At 28.0% G+C, this 18,381-nt stretch carries 19 protein-coding genes; 5 read left to right on the forward strand and 14 right to left on the reverse strand.

Going from position 1 to position 18,381, the window contains the following annotated elements:
* The first annotated feature begins 18 nt into the window (after positions 1–18).
* Positions 19–564 (forward strand): hypothetical protein, encoded by a 546-nt coding sequence (locus tag J3S90_RS12130; RefSeq protein WP_210646398.1) that lies wholly within the window; start codon positions 19–21, stop codon positions 562–564.
* A 23-nt stretch (positions 565–587) separates the two neighbouring features.
* Here the strand turns inward: J3S90_RS12130 and J3S90_RS12135 are convergent, their stop codons facing one another.
* Both J3S90_RS12135 and J3S90_RS12140 read right to left on the reverse strand, forming a co-directional pair.
* The gene (locus J3S90_RS12135; RefSeq protein WP_210646399.1) at positions 588–983 is read right to left on the reverse strand and encodes a response regulator; all 396 of its coding nucleotides are present in this window, start codon (positions 981–983) and stop codon (positions 588–590) included.
* Positions 980–3,823, reverse strand: a complete 2,844-nt coding sequence (locus J3S90_RS12140; RefSeq protein WP_210646400.1) for a PAS domain S-box protein — start codon at positions 3,821–3,823, stop codon at positions 980–982. Before J3S90_RS12140 ends, J3S90_RS12135 begins: the two co-directional genes overlap by 4 nt.
* A 291-nt stretch (positions 3,824–4,114) precedes the next feature.
* On the opposite strand from J3S90_RS12140, the gene J3S90_RS12145 reads away from it, so the two are divergent.
* From J3S90_RS12145 to J3S90_RS12155, 3 genes are read left to right on the forward strand one after another with little or no spacing between them, the layout of a single operon-like run.
* Positions 4,115–4,267: a hypothetical protein gene (locus J3S90_RS12145; protein WP_188050547.1), complete on the forward strand. Its 153-nt coding sequence runs from the start codon at positions 4,115–4,117 to the stop codon at positions 4,265–4,267.
* 11 nt (positions 4,268–4,278) lie between these two features.
* Positions 4,279–4,521, forward strand: coding sequence for a hypothetical protein (locus J3S90_RS12150; protein ID WP_210646401.1), 243 nt, complete (start codon positions 4,279–4,281; stop codon positions 4,519–4,521).
* A gap of 14 nt (positions 4,522–4,535) precedes the next feature.
* Positions 4,536–4,916, forward strand: a complete 381-nt coding sequence (locus tag J3S90_RS12155) for a YchJ family protein (protein WP_210646402.1) — start codon at positions 4,536–4,538, stop codon at positions 4,914–4,916.
* Between the two features lie 185 nt (positions 4,917–5,101).
* Here J3S90_RS12155 and J3S90_RS12160 read toward each other — a convergent pair whose 3' ends face one another.
* From J3S90_RS12160 to J3S90_RS12195, 8 genes are all read right to left on the reverse strand, one after another.
* Entirely contained in the window at positions 5,102–5,716 is a 615-nt protein-coding gene (locus tag J3S90_RS12160) for a hypothetical protein (protein WP_210646403.1), read from the reverse strand.
* A 96-nt stretch (positions 5,717–5,812) separates the two neighbouring features.
* The gene (locus J3S90_RS12165) at positions 5,813–6,898 is read right to left on the reverse strand and encodes a S41 family peptidase (RefSeq protein WP_210646404.1); all 1,086 of its coding nucleotides are present in this window, start codon (positions 6,896–6,898) and stop codon (positions 5,813–5,815) included.
* Between the two features lie 110 nt (positions 6,899–7,008).
* Entirely contained in the window at positions 7,009–7,998 is a 990-nt protein-coding gene (locus tag J3S90_RS12170; protein WP_210646405.1) for a fumarylacetoacetate hydrolase family protein, read from the reverse strand.
* Positions 7,999–8,294: 296 nt separating this feature from the next.
* On the reverse strand, positions 8,295–8,981 hold the full coding sequence (locus tag J3S90_RS12175; RefSeq protein WP_210646406.1) for a CPBP family intramembrane glutamic endopeptidase: 687 nt from the start codon (positions 8,979–8,981) through the stop codon (positions 8,295–8,297).
* A 77-nt stretch (positions 8,982–9,058) separates the two neighbouring features.
* Positions 9,059–9,640, reverse strand: coding sequence for a Crp/Fnr family transcriptional regulator (locus tag J3S90_RS12180; protein ID WP_210646407.1), 582 nt, complete (start codon positions 9,638–9,640; stop codon positions 9,059–9,061).
* Positions 9,641–9,730: 90 nt separating this feature from the next.
* Positions 9,731–10,861, reverse strand: a complete 1,131-nt coding sequence (chrA, locus tag J3S90_RS12185) for a chromate efflux transporter (RefSeq protein WP_210646408.1) — start codon at positions 10,859–10,861, stop codon at positions 9,731–9,733.
* Between the two features lie 404 nt (positions 10,862–11,265).
* Positions 11,266–11,853, reverse strand: coding sequence for a hypothetical protein (locus J3S90_RS12190; RefSeq protein WP_210646409.1), 588 nt, complete (start codon positions 11,851–11,853; stop codon positions 11,266–11,268).
* A 235-nt stretch (positions 11,854–12,088) separates the two neighbouring features.
* Positions 12,089–12,499, reverse strand: a complete 411-nt coding sequence (locus tag J3S90_RS12195) for a winged helix-turn-helix transcriptional regulator (RefSeq protein ID WP_210646410.1) — start codon at positions 12,497–12,499, stop codon at positions 12,089–12,091.
* A gap of 325 nt (positions 12,500–12,824) precedes the next feature.
* On the opposite strand from J3S90_RS12195, the gene J3S90_RS12200 reads away from it, so the two are divergent.
* Complete coding sequence (locus J3S90_RS12200) at positions 12,825–13,760, forward strand: aromatic alcohol reductase (protein ID WP_210646411.1); 936 nt, start codon at positions 12,825–12,827, stop codon at positions 13,758–13,760.
* A gap of 632 nt (positions 13,761–14,392) precedes the next feature.
* Here J3S90_RS12200 and J3S90_RS12205 read toward each other — a convergent pair.
* The 4 genes from J3S90_RS12205 to J3S90_RS12220 all read right to left on the reverse strand — a co-directional run.
* Positions 14,393–15,370, reverse strand: coding sequence for an OmpA family protein (locus J3S90_RS12205; RefSeq protein ID WP_210646412.1), 978 nt, complete (start codon positions 15,368–15,370; stop codon positions 14,393–14,395).
* 962 nt (positions 15,371–16,332) lie between these two features.
* Complete coding sequence (locus J3S90_RS16200; protein ID WP_449536180.1) at positions 16,333–16,443, reverse strand: helix-turn-helix domain-containing protein; 111 nt, start codon at positions 16,441–16,443, stop codon at positions 16,333–16,335.
* Between the two features lie 247 nt (positions 16,444–16,690).
* Positions 16,691–17,599, reverse strand: a complete 909-nt coding sequence (locus J3S90_RS12215) for a hypothetical protein (RefSeq protein ID WP_210646414.1) — start codon at positions 17,597–17,599, stop codon at positions 16,691–16,693.
* A 152-nt stretch (positions 17,600–17,751) separates the two neighbouring features.
* Positions 17,752–18,381: IS3 family transposase (locus tag J3S90_RS12220; RefSeq protein WP_210646415.1), on the reverse strand; the 630-nt coding region annotated here is incomplete at its 5' end.

Consider the following 18,381-nt stretch of genomic DNA (forward strand, 5'->3'; position numbering starts at 1 on the left):
TCTGATTACCTTTGTAACATGGAAAAAGATTTTCGCCCAAGTCCTAATTCGTTTAAGAATACTTTTTGTGTATTTGATGAAATGCCTTTGGATGCCATTAATCATTTAAAAATACAGTATAACAGTAAGTCTGGAAGTACATATTATTACACTAAATCTGGTATGTTTCGTTTGTCTAATCATTGGGGAAGACTGGCAAATAGTAAATGGCGTTTAGAGCCTTTAGAACCAGAAACGGAATCAAAATTTAAATTAGGATATGCTTCTTGGGATCATTTTTATCCTGATAATGCTATCGATGAGCTGTATTATTTAGAAGTGAATTTTGTAAAAAAAATTGTAAATTATCAACATAAAAATAATCCTAGTTACAATAATAAAGCTATTTTAAGAACTAGTTCTGATACTACAAAACGAATTAAACAAGTTCGTAATCTATTAAATTTAACTTCTTGGGCCAAGTATTTTGATTGCGATGATATTGATCTTTTAAGACAAAAAATCATTAATGATCTAATATATACCAATAAAACTTTAGAAGAAATAAAAAAACAGTTCAGCTAAAAAAACACTATTAGTTCGAACTTTTAATCACTGGATGCAATTAGAACTAAGTCGTTTACTGTAACAGGTTTAGATAAGTATCCCAAGATGTTTGCATAGGTTTTGGACCTGTTTTTATCTTCAATAGCTATAGAAGAGCTTACAATGTAAACAATAATATCTTTTTTTAGTTTTGGTTTAATTAATCCCATTTCTTCCATAAATTCCCACCCATCCATTATAGGCATGTTTATGTCTAATAATATTATATCGGGTAAATCAGAATTATTTTTTAGTGAATTATTTAAACTATCAATTGCTTCTTTTCCATTTTTAAAGGAAGAAGTACTCGAAAACATCTCTGATCGTTGAATTATCTTGTTGATAATAATTTGGTAAATAACATCATCGTCAATTACCCAAATTGATTTTTTTGTCATTGAATATAAATTTTAAATGTACTTCCTATGTTTAGTTTACTTTCTACAGTAATTGTTCCTCCCATTGCATCCACTTGATTTTTTGTGATGAATAATCCAATCCCTTTTGAATCTAAATTATCAGTAAAGGTTTTATACATCCCAAAAACTTTATCGCCATTTTTATCAAGATCAATTCCTATTCCGTTATCCGAAATTTCTAGTATTTTTATATTATTTTCCATTAGTAAACTAATAACAATAATAGGTTTTCGATTAGGATGTTTGTACCGAATGGAGTTTGAAATAATATTGTACAAGATGCTCTCTAAATAAGCAGGATTATAATTGATTAAAATATTTTCAGGAATGTTAGTTTTAATAATAACTTCATTACTTGAAATTTGCTTTGATAATATAGTAGTAACTCTATTAATATAATCTTGCAAGTTCAGGGGTTCTGATACTAAACTAATGTTGGTTCTAATGTTTATTACTTCGTTGAGATGCAACATGGTTTCGTCAAGCGAACAAGATACTGTTTTGAGTAAAGTCATCATGTCATTTCTTTCTTTTTCAGACTCTGATGATTCCATCAAAGAAACGATAGATGAAATATTGCTGGTATGTGATCTTAAATTATGTGAAATAATATAAGAAAAATTCAGCAACCTTTTATTTTGTTCTAAAACTAAATCAAAAGAAGCATTTAAATCTTTTTCAGCTTCTTTTGTTTTAGTCACGTCGATCATAATACCGCGTAAACTAACTGGTTTACCATCTTCAAAAACAATATGAACAATATCTCTTAACCAAACTATAGAGCCATCTTTGGCAATCATTCTATATTCGAAATCATGATTCAAATTAGCATCTGTTTGTATTTTTATATAATTCAATACCCATTCTTTATCATCGGGATGTATGTGATCAGGCCAAAAAGATTTATTATTGATCCATTCCTCAGGCATATATCCTAATAGATTTTTTACTTTTTGACTTACAAAATTATACGTAGCACTTTTAAGGTCAAATTCCCACACAATTCCATCAATTGTGTTAATTAATGATTCAATTCTTTGTTGTGCTTTTTGAATAATATTTTCGTTGTATTTCTGAACCGTAATATCTTCTGTAGAAACAATCGTTCTGGCCAAAGATTCCTCATAACCACGAATTACACTCCATCTTAATTTTACATCTCGTAGTTCTCCTTTTGATGTTTTTATTAATGTGTCTGTTATTAATTGATTTTCCCCTTGTGTTATGGCAAAAATTTGCTTTTTAAAATCAAAGATATATTTTTTATCTATAAGACTTGTAAGGCCTTGTGTTAGCTCATCTTTTGTTTTAACGTCATGTAGTTCTAAGCACATCGAATTTACATCAATGATTTTTACTAATGAAATGCATTTTTTAACCACTTCTGGATGTTCCTGCAAATAATAAAATACGGTTTCGGGATTTTCACCCATAAGATTTAATTTTTCAAGATAGATTTTTACTTCAGAGAAATCTTTTTCCCATAATGCAATTGGGTATTCTTCAAATAAACTTTTAAAACGGATTTCACTTTTTTTAATTAATTCTTCTGCTTCTTTTTTTAACGAAATATTTTCTATAATTGCAATATGGCTAATCACTTTACCTTCTTTCTTTAAAAGTGGCGAAACAGTGAGATTAATCCAAATTATATTTCCTGATTTTGTAATGTAGCGCTTCTCTATTGCATAATTATTAGTTATACCTTCTCTAAGTTTATCAATATTTATCAAATCTTCACTCAAATCATCAGGATGAGTCAATGTTTGATAATTTAATTCCTTAATCTCTTTTTGCGTATATCCTAATAATTGACAATATTGATTATTTACTTGGATAAATCTACCTGTAAACGAGTCAATGTGAGCTATTCCTATCGCTGCTTGATCAAAAATAGCTTCAAATTTTATTTCAGAATTAAGTAATTTATTGGCTTGTAAACTTACTAAAGATTGCAATTCTTGGGGAACTCTTAATAATTTAAATATTAAAAATGCAAATAACGCCGCTAAAAAAAATCCAATGATACCTGGAATAATTATTTGGTACTGAAAGTAATTCTGCTTTTTGGATATAATATATAATTTCCAATCGCCATCTGGTATTTTTAAGGAAATATTGAAATGATTGGAAAAATCACTTACATTTGGAAGGTAAAATGTTTCTTTTTGGTTAACAGTATTATATTTAGAAAACTGAAAGTAATATTTAGAATTATCAATACCATCAACTCCTGCTGATTTTAAGAGCGTCTCTAATTTTATTATCACAGCTGAAAATCCCCAAAATTTGTTGTTCTCAAAAATAGGCAATCTTCCTACAATGCCAATTCCTCCTTGTTTTAACTTTAGAGGTCCTGCAAAATACATTTTCTGAGTTTGAATCGATTTTAAAGCCTCTTTTTTTAGATAAGGATCTTTTAAGATATTCAGATTCATTACACTCTCATTTCCTTTAATAGGATAAGTGTATTTTATAATTCCTTTTGGCACCAATTGTACCGTACTGATATTAGAATTAGATCGAATTAATGATTTTCCTATAGAATCAAAATCCTTAGGAATACCATGATCATCAATAGTTAGCGCCAGTGTTAAAGTTGCAGTGTAGCAGTTTTTTAATGATTGTTCTATATTTTGACGAATAACATGAAGAATTGTATTCATTTCTCGTTGATCATCCTCTTTGGTTATTTTATACTGCTGAAATACAATAAAACTAACTATATAACTCAAAAATAAGAACGTAATAATGCCTGTAGTTTTTGGTCTGTCAAAGAACCATCTGATGAATATGTTGTGTTTTTTTTGGTATTCCATTTAGCAGCAGTAGGATTTAGGAAACTTCAACATTTAGTTAAAAAAATAAATATAAAAAAAAATGCAATAAATAAAAACCTCATTTATAATTATTTTGCTTCCTTTCTAATTATTTACTAAAACAATAAATATTTTATTGCTTTATTTCTTTAAAGTTAACATAAATAAATGCAACAGAATAAAAAAAATAAAATTTATCAAATTAAAACCAATTTAAATTTAATAATTAAGCCGAACTTTGCCCAAAAATTTCAGTACAATAACTGAGTTTATAATTTAATAAATAGTACAATGGGTAGAAATAACGATAGAAATATAAAAAAACACAACGATAAATTGCATAAAGCGCAAGATAAAGTAAAACAAGCAGAGATACTTAGGAAAGAAAAGCTAAAAGAAATTGCTAAAAAATTTAATGAACAAAAGTCTTCTGAAAATAGTTAAAAATAACACTCATGGAAAAAAGTAAGTTTGATGAAATAAAAAATGGGGTACAGAGTATCATTGATTTTATTGCAGAAAAAAACGCTAAAGAAGCTGGAAATAAACTAGTTGAAGTTAGTGAAGAATTAGATGAGTTATTAGATTTTGCTGAAGAAGACGATGAACTTATGGAAATAAGTAGGTATCAAGTATTACTTAATCAATTGCACCAAAAGATTGTTGGTCTAAATGGTCAAACAACAAGTTTAAATTAATTTTTCAACTTTCTATGAATTTAGTTTTATGTTATTGCGGTTCTTCAAAAAAATTTGAGCATTGTTGTGAACCAATTATTCATGGAAGTACAAAAGCAAAAACGGCAGCGGAATTAATGCGTTCTCGATATGCGGCTTATGTTATTCATGACGCCAATTATTTGATGTTAACTACTCATATTTCTCAAAGAGCTTTCTATACTAAATCTGAGATATTACATTGGGCAACAACGAACAAGTGGTTAAAATTAGAAATTATAAAAAGCACTGAAAATACAGTCGAATTCAAAGCTTATTTTTTAGATAGTTATCTTAAAAAACAAACGCATCACGAACTGTCTACTTTTATTTACGAAGATGAAAAATGGTTTTATAAAGATGGAATTTTTTTTTAGGTAAAGTATTTTGTAAAAAACCTCTTTTAAATTAATTTCAAGAGGTTTTTTATAAAAGGTAAATTACTACTATAATTGATGAAATTCAGAATTAAAATCTTTATTTTCTCATAAAATAAAATTGATATAAAGGCTATATAATTATGGTTTTAGAGTAATATACTTAATTTTTATTTTTTATAAAATTACTCTTTCGGTATAAATTGGTTAAAGTCAAATCCTTGCAAATAGGAAATTTTCCAAACTCCGTTTTCTTTTTCTGCTTCTACCTTGTATTCAAATTGATTTCCCCAAGTCCATTTATAAGTTGCTTTATTATTAATGATTTTTACATCTTTTAATGATATTTTTCCCCAATAATCTTCTGGATTATCTTGACAATTGCACCAAGGATTAGCATCATTACCATAGGGAGGAAGATCACCTATATAATAAACAAGTGTTTTATTGCTCATTTTTTGATCAATTGTAAGTACAATTTTTTTATAATTTTCAATAAAACCCTTCGTAAATAAATTAGTATTTATCAATTCAATTACTCTTTTTTCATTAAGTTCTAGATCTAATTTGGTGTAAATAGTGTCGGTTTTTTCTTTTTGTAAAGGAACAAAATCTTCAATAGAACTTTCAGTTTCTATCCATTTGTAAAGATCGCGTGTTAGTTTTTCAAGTTCAGCAACATCGGTTATTTTTTCTAAATTATTTTCCTCAATTTGGTTTGAATTATCAGACTTTTCATTGTCTTTACAACCAAAAAAAGAGAATAGAACTAATATAATAATTGGTTTAATATATTTCATTATGGTTTATTTAAACTTTTATAAGATCAAAAAAATGATTAAAAATCAATAATTTATATTAATTAGTATTCAAAATTTATTTATTAAGAATTAGATTTAATTTAATATTTCAATTGCTTTTATTATCAAAGGATCAATTCCATTATCGATATCTTTTTTTGAATTTTTCAGTTCAATTTTTGCAGGAACTCCAATTCCCTCTAAAGGTATTTTATCAATAGAATAATAAATTTGATTGGAAAGAGTGAAAGAAATTTTATGATACAAATCAGTGCTAAGCATATCGGATAGCATTCCTGCTGTATTTGTTCCCAGCGTAGTTACGTTTTTTTGCTGATAGAGAGCAATGGTAAAATCTTCGGCTGAACTAGCTGTTTTATCATTAGTTAAAATTACTACAGGATTTGCATAATTCACTCCCTGGTTAGGTGTTATATAAATAGGTTCTAATGTACTTATTGCATCATAATTACCTTTTATTCGTACTGCTTTGTAGTGGGTTATTTTTTTTTCATTCGCTAAGCAAGTAGCGAGTTCCAAACCGCCATGACCACCACCATTTGCTCTAATGTCTATAATAATTCCTTTAGTTTTAGAAAATGAATTTAAAATACTATCAAATAAGGATAGCATCAATTGGGTGTCTTCAATCTCTTTTTTATCATCATAAATACTTTCAAGAGATCCAAAACAGCGTGAAATTCTAACAAATCCTATGTCCGAATTTTGTGACACATAGTACAAATGTTCATTATTTACAATAGGTCCGATTCCTTTAATTTCCGAAAAGCCATTTTTTTCTAGCGTTTTAAAACTAGTTTCCCAAAGCTCTTTTTCATGACCTTTAAATTCTTCTTTAAACACCGAAGGTTTCTTTACTTTATATACTATCTGATCTTTTTTGGAGATTGATATATGACCATCTTTTAATGGAGCAACCATTTCGCTAAATAATTGTATTAATTCCTTTTCCTTGGTCTTGCGGTTAACTTGTGGTCTAAATATTTTATAGGTTTCATCCCAATCAACTCCTTTTAATTTAAAAAAAGCATAATTATCTTTGAAAGTGATCCAAAATTTTTCGAAATTTTTTTCAGGTCTGCTTAATTTTTTTTCTGTTTGGCCTTGAATACTAAAACATAAGAGCAGCATTAGGGTTAAAAAACTAATTTTTATTTTCATTAAATTTCTTTAATTAATTTATCAATTATTTATTGGACTAATTTTAAATATTAGGTCTATCGGTGATAGCCTTAAATGTATTGAATTGGATTTATAAAATTGAATTTTAATTATTTTTTAATGTATTTTTTTACTTTTTGATTTATTTTTCCAAAAATAGAATTTCCTTCTTCGTCTTTCATTTCAATTTCAATTTGATCTCCAAAACGCATAAATGGAGTAATAGCTTTTCCCTCTTTTATAATTTCTAAGCATCTTACTTCGGCTAAACAACTAGAACCATTTATACTTCCTTCATTGGCCACAGTTCCCGAGCCAATTACAGTTCCCGCCATTAAGGAACGAGTTTTTGCAGCATGCGCAATTAATTGACCGAAATCAAATGTCATGTCAATTCCTGCATTTGGAGAACCAATACATTTTCCGTTTAATGTAGAATATAGAGGTAAATGTAACTTTCCTTTTGTCCAAAAATCTCCAAGTTCATCAGGCGTAACTACTACAGGAGCAAATGATGTCCATGGTTTAGATTGATAAAATCCAAATTGCTTTGAGAGTTCATTTGGAATTAAATTTCTTAAAGAGACATCATTAATAATTGTAATCAATTTGATGTGACTTAATGCTTTTTCTGCAGTAGTTCCAGCTGGAACATCGTTGGTAATAACTGCTATTTCTGATTCAAAATCAATTCCCCAATCTTCATTCTCAATCTCTATGTCATCATTTGCTCCAATAAAAGCATCAGACGCACCCATGTACATTAACGGATCTTTCCAGAATGATTCGGGCAAATCGGCATTTCTAGCTTTACGAACCAATTCTACATGTGTTACATAAGCGCTTCCATCTGCCCAATGATAGGCTCTAGGAATTGGTGCTAGTATCCTTACACAAGAAAAATCAAAACTATTATTTATTTTGCCAGCGTTTAAATTTTCATAAACTGTTTTTAATTTGCACTCTGTTTCGTTCCAATTATCAATTGCAGCTTGCATTGTCACTGCAATTTCAATTACTTTTACTGCTTTTGTCAATTCTTTATTTACAACTACTAATTGTCCGTCTCTAGTGTTATTATCGATTGAAGCTAATTTCATGTCCTTTTATTATTTTATAAATAAGTTTTAAAAAATCGGAATTGTAATTAAGATTCCATTAAAGGAAATCTAAATATATTCTAACGAAAATACAATAAAAAAGAAATTTATTAAAATCATAATGGTAAAAAAAGTAATCTTTATAATATGTTTTTTACAATATTATTTTTTAAATAAATAATATGTTGTTGTTTTATAAATTTTTATGATGACAAATTAACCTATTGATTTAAATCAAGATGATATCATAAAATATAAAAAATGAAATTTATACTTGGATGCTATCTAATAGAATTTTACAGAGAAGCTTCTTTTTTTTGATTTCTTTTTTTTCTATCGATTAACAAAATAGCCCAAGTACCAACTAAAACTATTAAGATAATTATTTTGGTTGTATTCATTTCTGGAAAGAAATTATTTAATGAATGAAAAGCCGATACTGCAAGAAAAGATTGTGTGCTATCTGCTACTTTTCCAATTCCCCAAGAGGCTAGAACTAATATCCCAAAAAATAATATATTGCCACTAGTCATCTCGAAATTTAGGTGCCAAATAAACCACAAAATGGCAACAATTATAATATTTAATAGTTTTGGTAATGATCTTAACTCGTGTTGCAGGAATCCTCTCCAACCGATTTCTTCTAAAAGACCGTATATTAAAATGGCAAAAATAGGAATAATTGAAAAAGTTCCTTTTGTAAAATATTCTACTGTCAATATCAAAATAATTGGAAAAATCCAGTATAAAATAAAAGGAATAATAAGGTTTTTATAATTCCCTTTCAGAGTTAATTTTGGTTTTATTTTAAAAATTGAAAAAGCAACAATAGCACCAATGGCTGGACCAACAGCCTGTAAAATTACTTTTATAAATTCACTATTAACGTTGTCTAATATTGTCGTTTTATTAGATAAATAACGCAAACCTATGGCGATTGTATAGAAAGTGATAATAGCGAAATAGTTAATTTTGGTTTTCATAAGTTAAATTTTAATTACATTTCAAAATTAAAAATTCCATTTTTCTAAAAAATTGACTTTGGGTAAGAAATTAAAAATTAAGATAATTTTTTTCTAATTCTACTTAAACTTTCTGCGGTTACTCCAAGATAGGAAGCGATTATCTTTAAAGAAGTTCGCTGAAAAATTTCTGGACGCTCTTTAATTAATTTTAAATAGCGTTCTGATGGTGAAAGGGTGAGTAGATTTATTTGTTCTGATTGCTTCCTAATGAACATCGCATCGGATATTGCCTTTCCAATAAACAATCCTTTCGTCGATTTTAAATACAAAGAATTTAAATCTTGGTGGCTTATAGACCAAATTAAGGAATCTTCTAAAGCTTCTGTTTTGATTATTGTTGGTGATTGCAATAAAAAGGATAAATATTCACTAAAAATCTGATTCTCATAATATAAATTAATGCAAACCTCTTTATAGTCTGCAAGTACAAAATGCGCTACAGAACCTGAAATAAGAATATTTATATGTTTTTCAGTTTTATTAAAGTGTTTGATAATTTCGTTTTTCGAAAACTGACGTGGCTGAACATATTTAGAAAATTCAGTCCATAAACTTAAATTTGCAGGATAAAACGGGTCAAATATTTCTTTTATTCTCTCTGCTGTTGGTTGCTCCATAAAATTTAGTTGTAGGAATTATCAGTTTATTGTTTTCAAAAATAGCGCAATTATAACTTTTAAAATATTTTTTTTAAAGTTTTAAACTATTTATAAAAAAGTCAAAAGAAAACCGATCAAAGAACCTCCTAAAACTATAAAAGCACTATTTATATTTCTATAATTAAATGTTATTATTATACTTATTAAAGCAATCAATATTGTTCGCCAGTCTACTATTGTTTCTTTTCCCATTTCTAAACAAATAGCAATGATAATTGCTATTGAAGCTACATTTACAGCATCCAAAAAGACGGAAAATAATTTAGAATTTCTCATTTTCTTCACTATTGGATTTAAAAGAGCTACAAAAACGAATGAGGGTAAAAATATTGCAAAAGTGGAAATTAACGCACCAGAGAAGCCTTTAATTTGATAACCAATAAAAGTAACCGATGAAAATACTGGACCAGGTGTAAACTGTCCCACAGCAATTGCATCAATCAATTGAGTTCGTGATAAAATTCCTGTAGCTACCAATTCTGCATCTAGAAAAGCAAAAAGGACATAACCACTTCCGTATAAAATCGCACCTATTTTAATAAAAATCAGGAATAAATTTAAATTAGTAATCGGAGTTAAATGAGTTGTTGAAAATTCAAAGAAGCTTATTGGTAAAATAGCATTTACACTATTATTTTTATTATTTTGTAATTGATAAATGACCAATGCTACGATTCCAGCACCAAACATTAAAATTATTTCATTGTATTGTAATAATGAAAAAAACAATACAAATCCTCCAATAATAGTTAATTGAATCGTCTTTAAGGATTTTTTTGCCAATGGAAAAATAGCCGAAAGGATAATGGCTATAATAGCAGGTTTTATTCCATATAAAAAAGGTTTTATTTCAGGTAACTGTCCATATTCTTTGTACAACACTGCAAAAAGCAAAGTAATAATGACCGCAGGAAATATAAAACAAAATCCGGCAACAAGTAATCCTTTCCAACCTGCTCTTTCATGTCCGATATGTATCGCCATTTCAGTGCTATTTGGCCCCGGAATTAAGTTTGTCGCCCCAATTAAGTCAAGAAAATGCTGTTCGCTTAACCACTTTTTTTTAACAACTACTTCATTTTGCATCATGGCAATATGTGCTGCGGGACCTCCAAAACCAATAATACCAATTTTTAAAAATAATTTCGCTAGTTCTTTCAAATTATTCTGCTCGTTCATTTATTTTTTTATATGAAATATTGTTTGGAGAATGTTCTTATTTTCAAAATTAAAATTACATTAAAATCATAATTGAACTCTAACAGGAATAATTATTTGTTTTTACTGTAATCACTTTTTTTAAAGTAGCCTTAAATAGAAGTTTTTATTTTTAAGCGATATTTTAAATTTTTATTGTCACATTTCTTTATTGTTATAAATGCTTTTCGACCATCTATTTTTTAACCAAAAATACATTTTCTACAATTGATGTTTATTACTTTCTGATTTGGGTAAAACGTCATAAGAATTCCAAAAGCTAGTACTTTTAAAAGTCTATATTTTGAGGTTTTTTTGCATTAAAAGTCATCTGAAATTATAATTTTTATCAGGAATTTTTCATTTTCAGCTTTAATATTTATTTTTTAGTTTGGACCAATTTTTTCGACAATTTCAATTTGCCCCTTGTGATTTCCTTTCCTGAAAAGGAGTAGCGCTAATCCTATTGTAAACATAAAACAACTTACTAACATTAAATTACCATTTTTTAATAAGAAAAAAGAAATGCCAACAAGTGGCGCACCTACAATAACCATTAGTGAGCTAATTGTGTTTGTTTTAATAAAATTTAAAGCATGAGTTGCTAGTCCTATGAAAAGTAAAGAAGGTCCAATTATAATAAAAGGATATAAAATTAAAGGAGTATTGCTTATATGTTGTTTTAACTCATTTCTTGCAGTATCGTTGTCTCCAAAACTCCATAAAATAAAATCAATTGTACAAAGTCCAATATGCGCTATAACTCCTAAAGATGTAAAAAAAGAAGCTACTTTACTAATATTATTTCTAGGAAAAATAGAATTAAAAGATAGTAAAAATACAGCTCCAACTAGATTAAACCAATGTGCCCAGTCAACGTATTTTTGTGTATTTAAAGAGATTTGCGAGAAAAAAATGTAGCTCGAAAGGAAAAAGAATAAACCAATTAAACATTGTATTTTCACTTTGCACATAAATTTAATTTTTGAATTTAATTATTCCTTATTTGTGTTTAATTTTCATTTTAAGATTAAACTTCACATAAATTAGTAAGGTTTTTAGCTTTTGGGTAATTTTTATCCTACTATTTACTACAAAAACGAAGATAGGAATAAAAACTTTAATTTCATTAAATCCTCAATCTCGACAAAAAGGTTTCAAGGGTTTAGCAAATTATTTTTTACCATTCCAATTTTATTGTTTCAACAATTATTCTGTTTTATCGTAATTCGCTCTTGCTTCTTTGAATTCGTTGACGGAATTTGCAATCCAAAACCAAAGCGGAGTAACCTGAACCAATAAGCCACGTCCTAGAGAATTCAATTCATATTCAACTCTTGGCGGAACTTCTGGATAAACAGTTCTTGAAATTAATCCATCGCGTTCGAGTTCACGAAGCGATTTTGTCAACATCTTTTGACTTATTCCATTAATATGTTTTTGCAAATTAGAAAATCGCATTCGCCCATCTATGCCTAAAGCGTGTATAATGTAAAGTGACCATTTGTTTCCAACATGATTTAATATAGCACTCTTAATATCATCAGTATCTTTATTCAAAACTTTACAAATAGAACCCCAAGCAATTTCTATTTCATCAGCAGTCATTTGATTATTCATCTGTTTTATGAATTACTTTTCGCAATAATTTTATCTCTGGTATAAAGGTAACTTAATATAGCTTAAATGTTATTTTCTGGAATTTTATTACAGATATTTATAATTGTAAGTTTTAAATATAAAGTATGGCTGTTAATTAATATCTAAACTTTTTAATTTTTAGATTGGTATTCAAAATACTAACCTATTGGTTACTAACACACGTTTCGGTGCCTTATTGTCTTAACATCTTGTTTTTGATACCTTTGAAGTTGAGGAATTTTATTTGTAAAGTATAAAGTTTGCAAAAAAATAATGTATTCCAACTAATAAATTTTATAAAGAGATGGAAAATAAATCAGTTTTAATTTTGGGAGCTGGTGAACTAGGTTTACCTGTAATCCGTAATATGGCAAAAAAAGCAAAAAATTATAATACAAGCATTACTGTGCTGCTTCGACAATCAACTATTGATACAGAACAGGTTGAAAAGAAAAAAGATGTTGACGAATTGAAAGCGATGGAGGTAACATTGCTAGCTGCAGATCTTACAGCCCCTTCATCAGAATTAGTATCTATTTTTAAAAATTACGATGCTATTGTTTCCTGTACAGGATACGCAACCGGTGCGGGTGGATTTCAGATAAAATTAGCCAATGCTGTATTGGAAGCTGGAGTAAAACGCTATTTTCCGTGGCAATTTGGCGTTGATTTTGAAATTATCGGACGTGGAAGTGCCCAAGACTTATTTGATGAACAGTTAGATGTTAGGGAAATTCTTAGAGCGCAAACGGGTACAAAATGGGTTGTTATTTCAACAGGATTGTTTACCAGTTATTTGTTTCAACCGTTTTTTGGCGTGGTAGATGTCGATAAAAAAGTCGTGAATGCACTAGGAAGTTTAGATACTGCAGTAACGGTTACCACTCCGGATGATATCGGAATGTTAACTGCTGAAATATTTTTTGAAAAACCAGAAATCGAAAATAGTATTGTTTACATCGCTGGTGATACCATTACTTACGGACAATTAGGCGATGTTATAGAGTCGTTGTCAGGACAAAAATTTGAGCGTACTGTTTCTGATTTAGATGAATTAGCAAAAGATTTAAAAAATGACCCAACAAATTTTGTATACAAGTACCGATCTATTTTTGGAGAGGGAAGAGGTGTGTCTTGGGATTACAACACTAGTTTTAATGCTAAAAAAGGAATTAGAACGACTTCTGCTAAGGAATGGGCAGAAAAGAATATCGATTGGAGCGAAAGTATTAAAATTTAATTCTCATTGATTTTATTTCAAAAAGCTGAATTACATTTATGTTATTTCAGCTTTTATTCTTCAAAAAAACATCTATAAAAATATTGATGTTTTCATAATTGAGCACTAATATACATGCAAGCTTTAAGTCTGAAAATCAAATCTATTGACTTTAAGTCCATATTGTTTTAGTTTTAGTAATTTTATTTTCGTTGATTTTGAAACTCTTGAGTTATTTTTTATAATATTAATTTGATTACTCGTAAGTTCAGAATTAAAATTACTACTGAGTAAAACAGTATAATCGGAATCAATTTATATGAAATATTATTAATAATTAATTTCAAAATAATAAAACAACCGCTATACAAAACGAATATTGAAAAATTTTTTAATTTTTATTTAATAGAAAATCACGATTTATTAATTTATACGAATAATTAATTTTGAATTGATTATATGCATTTTTAATATATTCTATTAGTATTATATTCGTGATTTTCTAGTTAAATTGCAACCAATAGTTTTCGGCTTGGCGATGTGATGAAAATAGAAGTTCAAAACTTCATCTTTATACCGAAGTTCAATTGAAAAACTGAACTTGAATTTAACACAAAATCCGCCATATCAACATACGCAGGGTGGTGGCAGTACTATATTTTAACAATTTCAACTCTTCTGTTTTTTGCTTTGCTTTCTTCTGTGTCATTCGCTATTAAAGGCTTTTGTGCACCATAACCAATACTTTTTAGCCTTTTGGTATCAATTTTTAATGCTACCAATTTTTTAAATACTGTATTTGCTCGGTCAGTGGATAGGATTTTGTTGTGGCTGGCATCGCCCGTATTATCGGTATGTCCTTCAATTGAAACTTTGAGATTTATATCGTTTTGCATTACTTTCGCAATTTCGGATACTGCCGTGTTTCCATCATCTTTTAAGGTAGCTTTGTCGGTGTCAAAATTAATATACAATATTGCTTTTCCTGTTTTGTCTAATTGCTTTTTAATTTCATCGGCTTTTAGAATCGAAATAGTCTGTTTAAATCCTTCTTCTTGGATAACAGTAAAAAATATTTCATTGTCTCTATCGTGAATACTTAATTCAAACCAAATGTTTCCACTTGGAACCTTAAGTAAGAATTGTATGTTTTTTCGTGAAAGGTCATTGTTTAAATCTTCAAAAGAAGCTGGGTTTTCTTTGCTAATCAAATCCTGGGCTTTCTTATTATATACTCCTTCATAAATTTGAATACCTCCCAATTTTTTAATAGCATTCTCATAACTTTTTATTACAAATGACTTTTCATACTCATTTTTATTGTCCTCTTTTTTTAAAATCTTACTAAAAAAATATTTCCCACCTATTTTGGTTACTAAGCTATCATTAAAACAGAAATATTTTTCTTCATAATTTTTACTCTTTTCATTATTGTATACATAACCTTCGGGTGAAGACAAATACGGAAAAGTGCCTATTTCTTGTTTAGATACAGGGATTTTGTTGATGTCGAAAGTTGTAATTACTTCTGTGTTTTCGAATCTTATTGTCTTTTTCGAGGTTGCTTCTGTTTGTTGCTCTTGGGAGTTCTCTTTGTTTTCCTTTTGGTTGCAGGCATTAAATAAAAACATTAGAGATATTGATAGAATTAAAGATATTTTCATTTCTTATGACTTATTTATTGAGCCGTAAATTTATCATAATCATCTTTGATGTGTGTTAACTGATGATTAAGCTTCCATTTAATTGTGGATTTAAGAACTTAATGCAACAGTTGGTCTTTTTGGTTAAAAATTAAAAGTACTAATGTGCCTTTAAATTTTGATCTTATTTATTTTGAGTTCTAAGATATAGGCTGGCGTTTTAAACCAAGCATTTTTATTTTATTAAGCCTTATCTGTATTTTTTAGTTGTTCTTCTGCAATGTTATTAAAGTCTTTTTTCTAGAGAGAATAGCATCTAATTAGCCTATTTCTATTTTAATTAGTTTCTCTTTCCCATGCTGAATAAGGGTTAGCAAAATAAATGTACATTCCTGTATTCTGGTTTAACAATTTGTGATTAGCTATGTCTTTTTCATTATCGTAAGTCATTGTTTTGGATGTTCTGTATTTGATGAAAATGATATATTTAAATCTTGTTTTTCTTTGTACTATCTTATCTATTGCACTTTTGTCAACAAGACCAACAATTTGTTCATGTTACCAATTACTTAGTTGTTTTCTATCTTCTATATTTTGTCTCATTTCAATATTAACAGCCTCTTTAATTCTCTATCTTTTACAACCAAATCTCTTTTAATTTCTTCTTTAACGATGGTTCTAGTTTAAATAATTTTCATCCTAATCTGGACTATTTATGTTTGTAAATATGTTTATATATAGCTTCATCAGAGATTGACATTATGGGATCATTTGGATATAAATCTCTTATGCTTCCAGTAATTTGTTCGGGAGATTAATTGTTTAGTAATCAAATATATATAAATAATTTTTAATCTACTATAAGTTCTTATTTCATCAATTTTTTTTTGTTTAAATATTCTCCTTTATCACAAAAAACAGCAAGGTGTGCTAGATATTTATTTGAGGGTTTAAGGAACCCATTTTTTTACTTCTCTGTAAATTAAACTCTTGTTTCTGTCTAATTGTCTGGCAATATATAAAATTGGTCTCTTTTGGCAGAGTAAAGTCTTTATAATCACACGCTCTGCAAAGGATAATCTGTTACGCTTATTTTCAATATACAACAAATTTAAAAAATTAAAACTGTTGCATTAAGTTGTTGAATTTAATAGTTTTATATCAAAATGAATACTAACGTCTTGGCGATTGCTGAAGTGGTTAACTTGGTCACCGATTATTTTGGGCTAAGATAGAAAATCTTGTAAAAGGAAAATTTTAATATGCTACAAAATTCGCAATCTTGACAAACCCTTGTTAGCTGACGTATTAATTTTTATTTATTTCATTTCTTATTAATTTAAAAACTTCTTCTTCTTGTTTATCTTTATAATTCTCAATAAATAAATTGATTAATTTTGAGGTTGGACTATTTGGATATAATTTTAAATATCTTTTAAATTCCTCATTATTCTCATCATTTATGTATAATATTTTTTTATTAGTTTCTGTTTGATTTTTAAAATCTCTTTCAAACGTTAGTGTATTATCCAATCCAAAAATATAATCATATTGGTAGTTCTTTAAGAATAATTTTACTTCTTTAACTAATTCAGATTTAGGATATTTTTTTATGAAATTTTCCCAGCTTATTATTCTATCTCCAAGCTCTTTAAAAGTTATAGCAAGTCCTGCGTCAGCACTATATAAACTCTTATTTTCCTCTGAAATTAAATAGAGATATTCATTGTAATCTTCAGTAACATAGTTTTTAAAAATATTATAATAAAAATCTGGTATTGTCGTAATTTCTACATAACCCTCACCAATTTCTTCAAATCTTAATTGAATATTTAATAATTTAGTGTTTAATTTTCTAATAATATTTTTACTATTTGCATCATCATAATAAAATTTTTCTAATGCTATTTGTTCATTTTCGTTTATTTTATTTATGATTTTCGCATTGATTTTGCAATAATTTACATATAGATTGTTTGCATCTGATTTTGATATGTTTTTTAAATTTTCAATTGTATTTTCTTTTTCTATTTTGAAGTTTTCATAATAGTCATTTTTATTATTGTCATTTTCGTTTACGTTTGATGTTTTTATAGTTTCTTTTTTACCTAACTGTTTTGTTTCTATTGATATATTTTTTTTCTTTTCATCACAAGAACAAAAAGTTAATGTTAAAAAAAAATATAATAATGCTAAAAGTCTCGAATTTATTCTCATGTTTTTTAAGTGTCTGCGTTTTTTGTCTTGTCCTAAAATACTTTGACCATTTTTAGGTTATTAATTTGATCAAATTTACTTAAATGTAATCGGAACATTGATAACTTTTTTAAAAAATTCCCTACGGGTTTTAAAAAAGTTACCAACATTCCTTACGCAACTATTCGTGCATAGGATTTATATGGTTGCTGGTTGTATTTTTGATGTACTTCTTGAGGCGTTTTGAGTTCTAAACTCCAATGTAATCTTTCGTTATTATAAATTTCTACGGCTTCTTTTATCATTTTTTGAGCAATTTGTATGTTTTTGATTGTGTTTTTTAGTACAAATTCATATTTCAGAATTCCATTAATTCTTTCGGCTACAGCATTTTCATAGGGATCATATTGTTGTGTCGTACTTAATATAAAGCCTTTGTTTTGAGCAAACTCAGAGAAATCGGGGCAACAATATTGTATTCCTCTATCGGAATGATGAATGATATTTTTATGTTTGTGAATGCAGTTTTTATATGCCATTTGTAAGGCTTCTTTAACTAATGAAACCTTCATATTATTATCTAATTTCCACCTCATTATTTTTTTAGAATACGCATCGGTAACTAAAGCCAAATAGGAGTGACCACCATCAATCTTTATATAGGTTATATCGCTTGCAAAGACTTGTTCTGCGTGGGTTAAAGTTAAATCTTTGAGCAGATTAGGAGATTTGAAAAAGAAGTGCTTAGAGTCGGTTGTAATATGAAAACGTTTTGTTTTCTTAACCAATAAACCATAACTTCT

Source organism: Flavobacterium flabelliforme (assembly GCF_017948675.1).
Classification (GTDB): domain Bacteria; phylum Bacteroidota; class Bacteroidia; order Flavobacteriales; family Flavobacteriaceae; genus Flavobacterium; species Flavobacterium pygoscelis.

What these genes read in the sequence shown, in the direction of transcription:
- J3S90_RS12130 (WP_210646398.1), top strand. Translation starts at nt 19, where the DNA reads ATGGAAAAAGATTTTCGCCCAAGTCCTAATTCGTTTAAGAATACTTTT.
- J3S90_RS12135 (WP_210646399.1), bottom strand. Translation starts at nt 983, where the DNA reads ATGACAAAAAAATCAATTTGGGTAATTGACGATGATGTTATTTACCAA.
- J3S90_RS12140 (WP_210646400.1), bottom strand. Translation starts at nt 3,823, where the DNA reads ATGGAATACCAAAAAAAACACAACATATTCATCAGATGGTTCTTTGAC.
- J3S90_RS12145 (WP_188050547.1), top strand. Translation starts at nt 4,115, where the DNA reads ATGGGTAGAAATAACGATAGAAATATAAAAAAACACAACGATAAATTG.
- J3S90_RS12150 (WP_210646401.1), top strand. Translation starts at nt 4,279, where the DNA reads ATGGAAAAAAGTAAGTTTGATGAAATAAAAAATGGGGTACAGAGTATC.
- J3S90_RS12155 (WP_210646402.1), top strand. Translation starts at nt 4,536, where the DNA reads ATGAATTTAGTTTTATGTTATTGCGGTTCTTCAAAAAAATTTGAGCAT.
- J3S90_RS12160 (WP_210646403.1), bottom strand. Translation starts at nt 5,716, where the DNA reads ATGAAATATATTAAACCAATTATTATATTAGTTCTATTCTCTTTTTTT.
- J3S90_RS12165 (WP_210646404.1), bottom strand. Translation starts at nt 6,898, where the DNA reads ATGAAAATAAAAATTAGTTTTTTAACCCTAATGCTGCTCTTATGTTTT.
- J3S90_RS12170 (WP_210646405.1), bottom strand. Translation starts at nt 7,998, where the DNA reads ATGAAATTAGCTTCAATCGATAATAACACTAGAGACGGACAATTAGTA.
- J3S90_RS12175 (WP_210646406.1), bottom strand. Translation starts at nt 8,981, where the DNA reads ATGAAAACCAAAATTAACTATTTCGCTATTATCACTTTCTATACAATC.
- J3S90_RS12180 (WP_210646407.1), bottom strand. Translation starts at nt 9,640, where the DNA reads ATGGAGCAACCAACAGCAGAGAGAATAAAAGAAATATTTGACCCGTTT.
- chrA (WP_210646408.1), bottom strand. Translation starts at nt 10,861, where the DNA reads ATGAACGAGCAGAATAATTTGAAAGAACTAGCGAAATTATTTTTAAAA.
- J3S90_RS12190 (WP_210646409.1), bottom strand. Translation starts at nt 11,853, where the DNA reads ATGTGCAAAGTGAAAATACAATGTTTAATTGGTTTATTCTTTTTCCTT.
- J3S90_RS12195 (WP_210646410.1), bottom strand. Translation starts at nt 12,499, where the DNA reads ATGAATAATCAAATGACTGCTGATGAAATAGAAATTGCTTGGGGTTCT.
- J3S90_RS12200 (WP_210646411.1), top strand. Translation starts at nt 12,825, where the DNA reads ATGGAAAATAAATCAGTTTTAATTTTGGGAGCTGGTGAACTAGGTTTA.
- J3S90_RS12205 (WP_210646412.1), bottom strand. Translation starts at nt 15,370, where the DNA reads ATGTTTTTATTTAATGCCTGCAACCAAAAGGAAAACAAAGAGAACTCC.
- J3S90_RS12215 (WP_210646414.1), bottom strand. Translation starts at nt 17,599, where the DNA reads ATGAGAATAAATTCGAGACTTTTAGCATTATTATATTTTTTTTTAACA.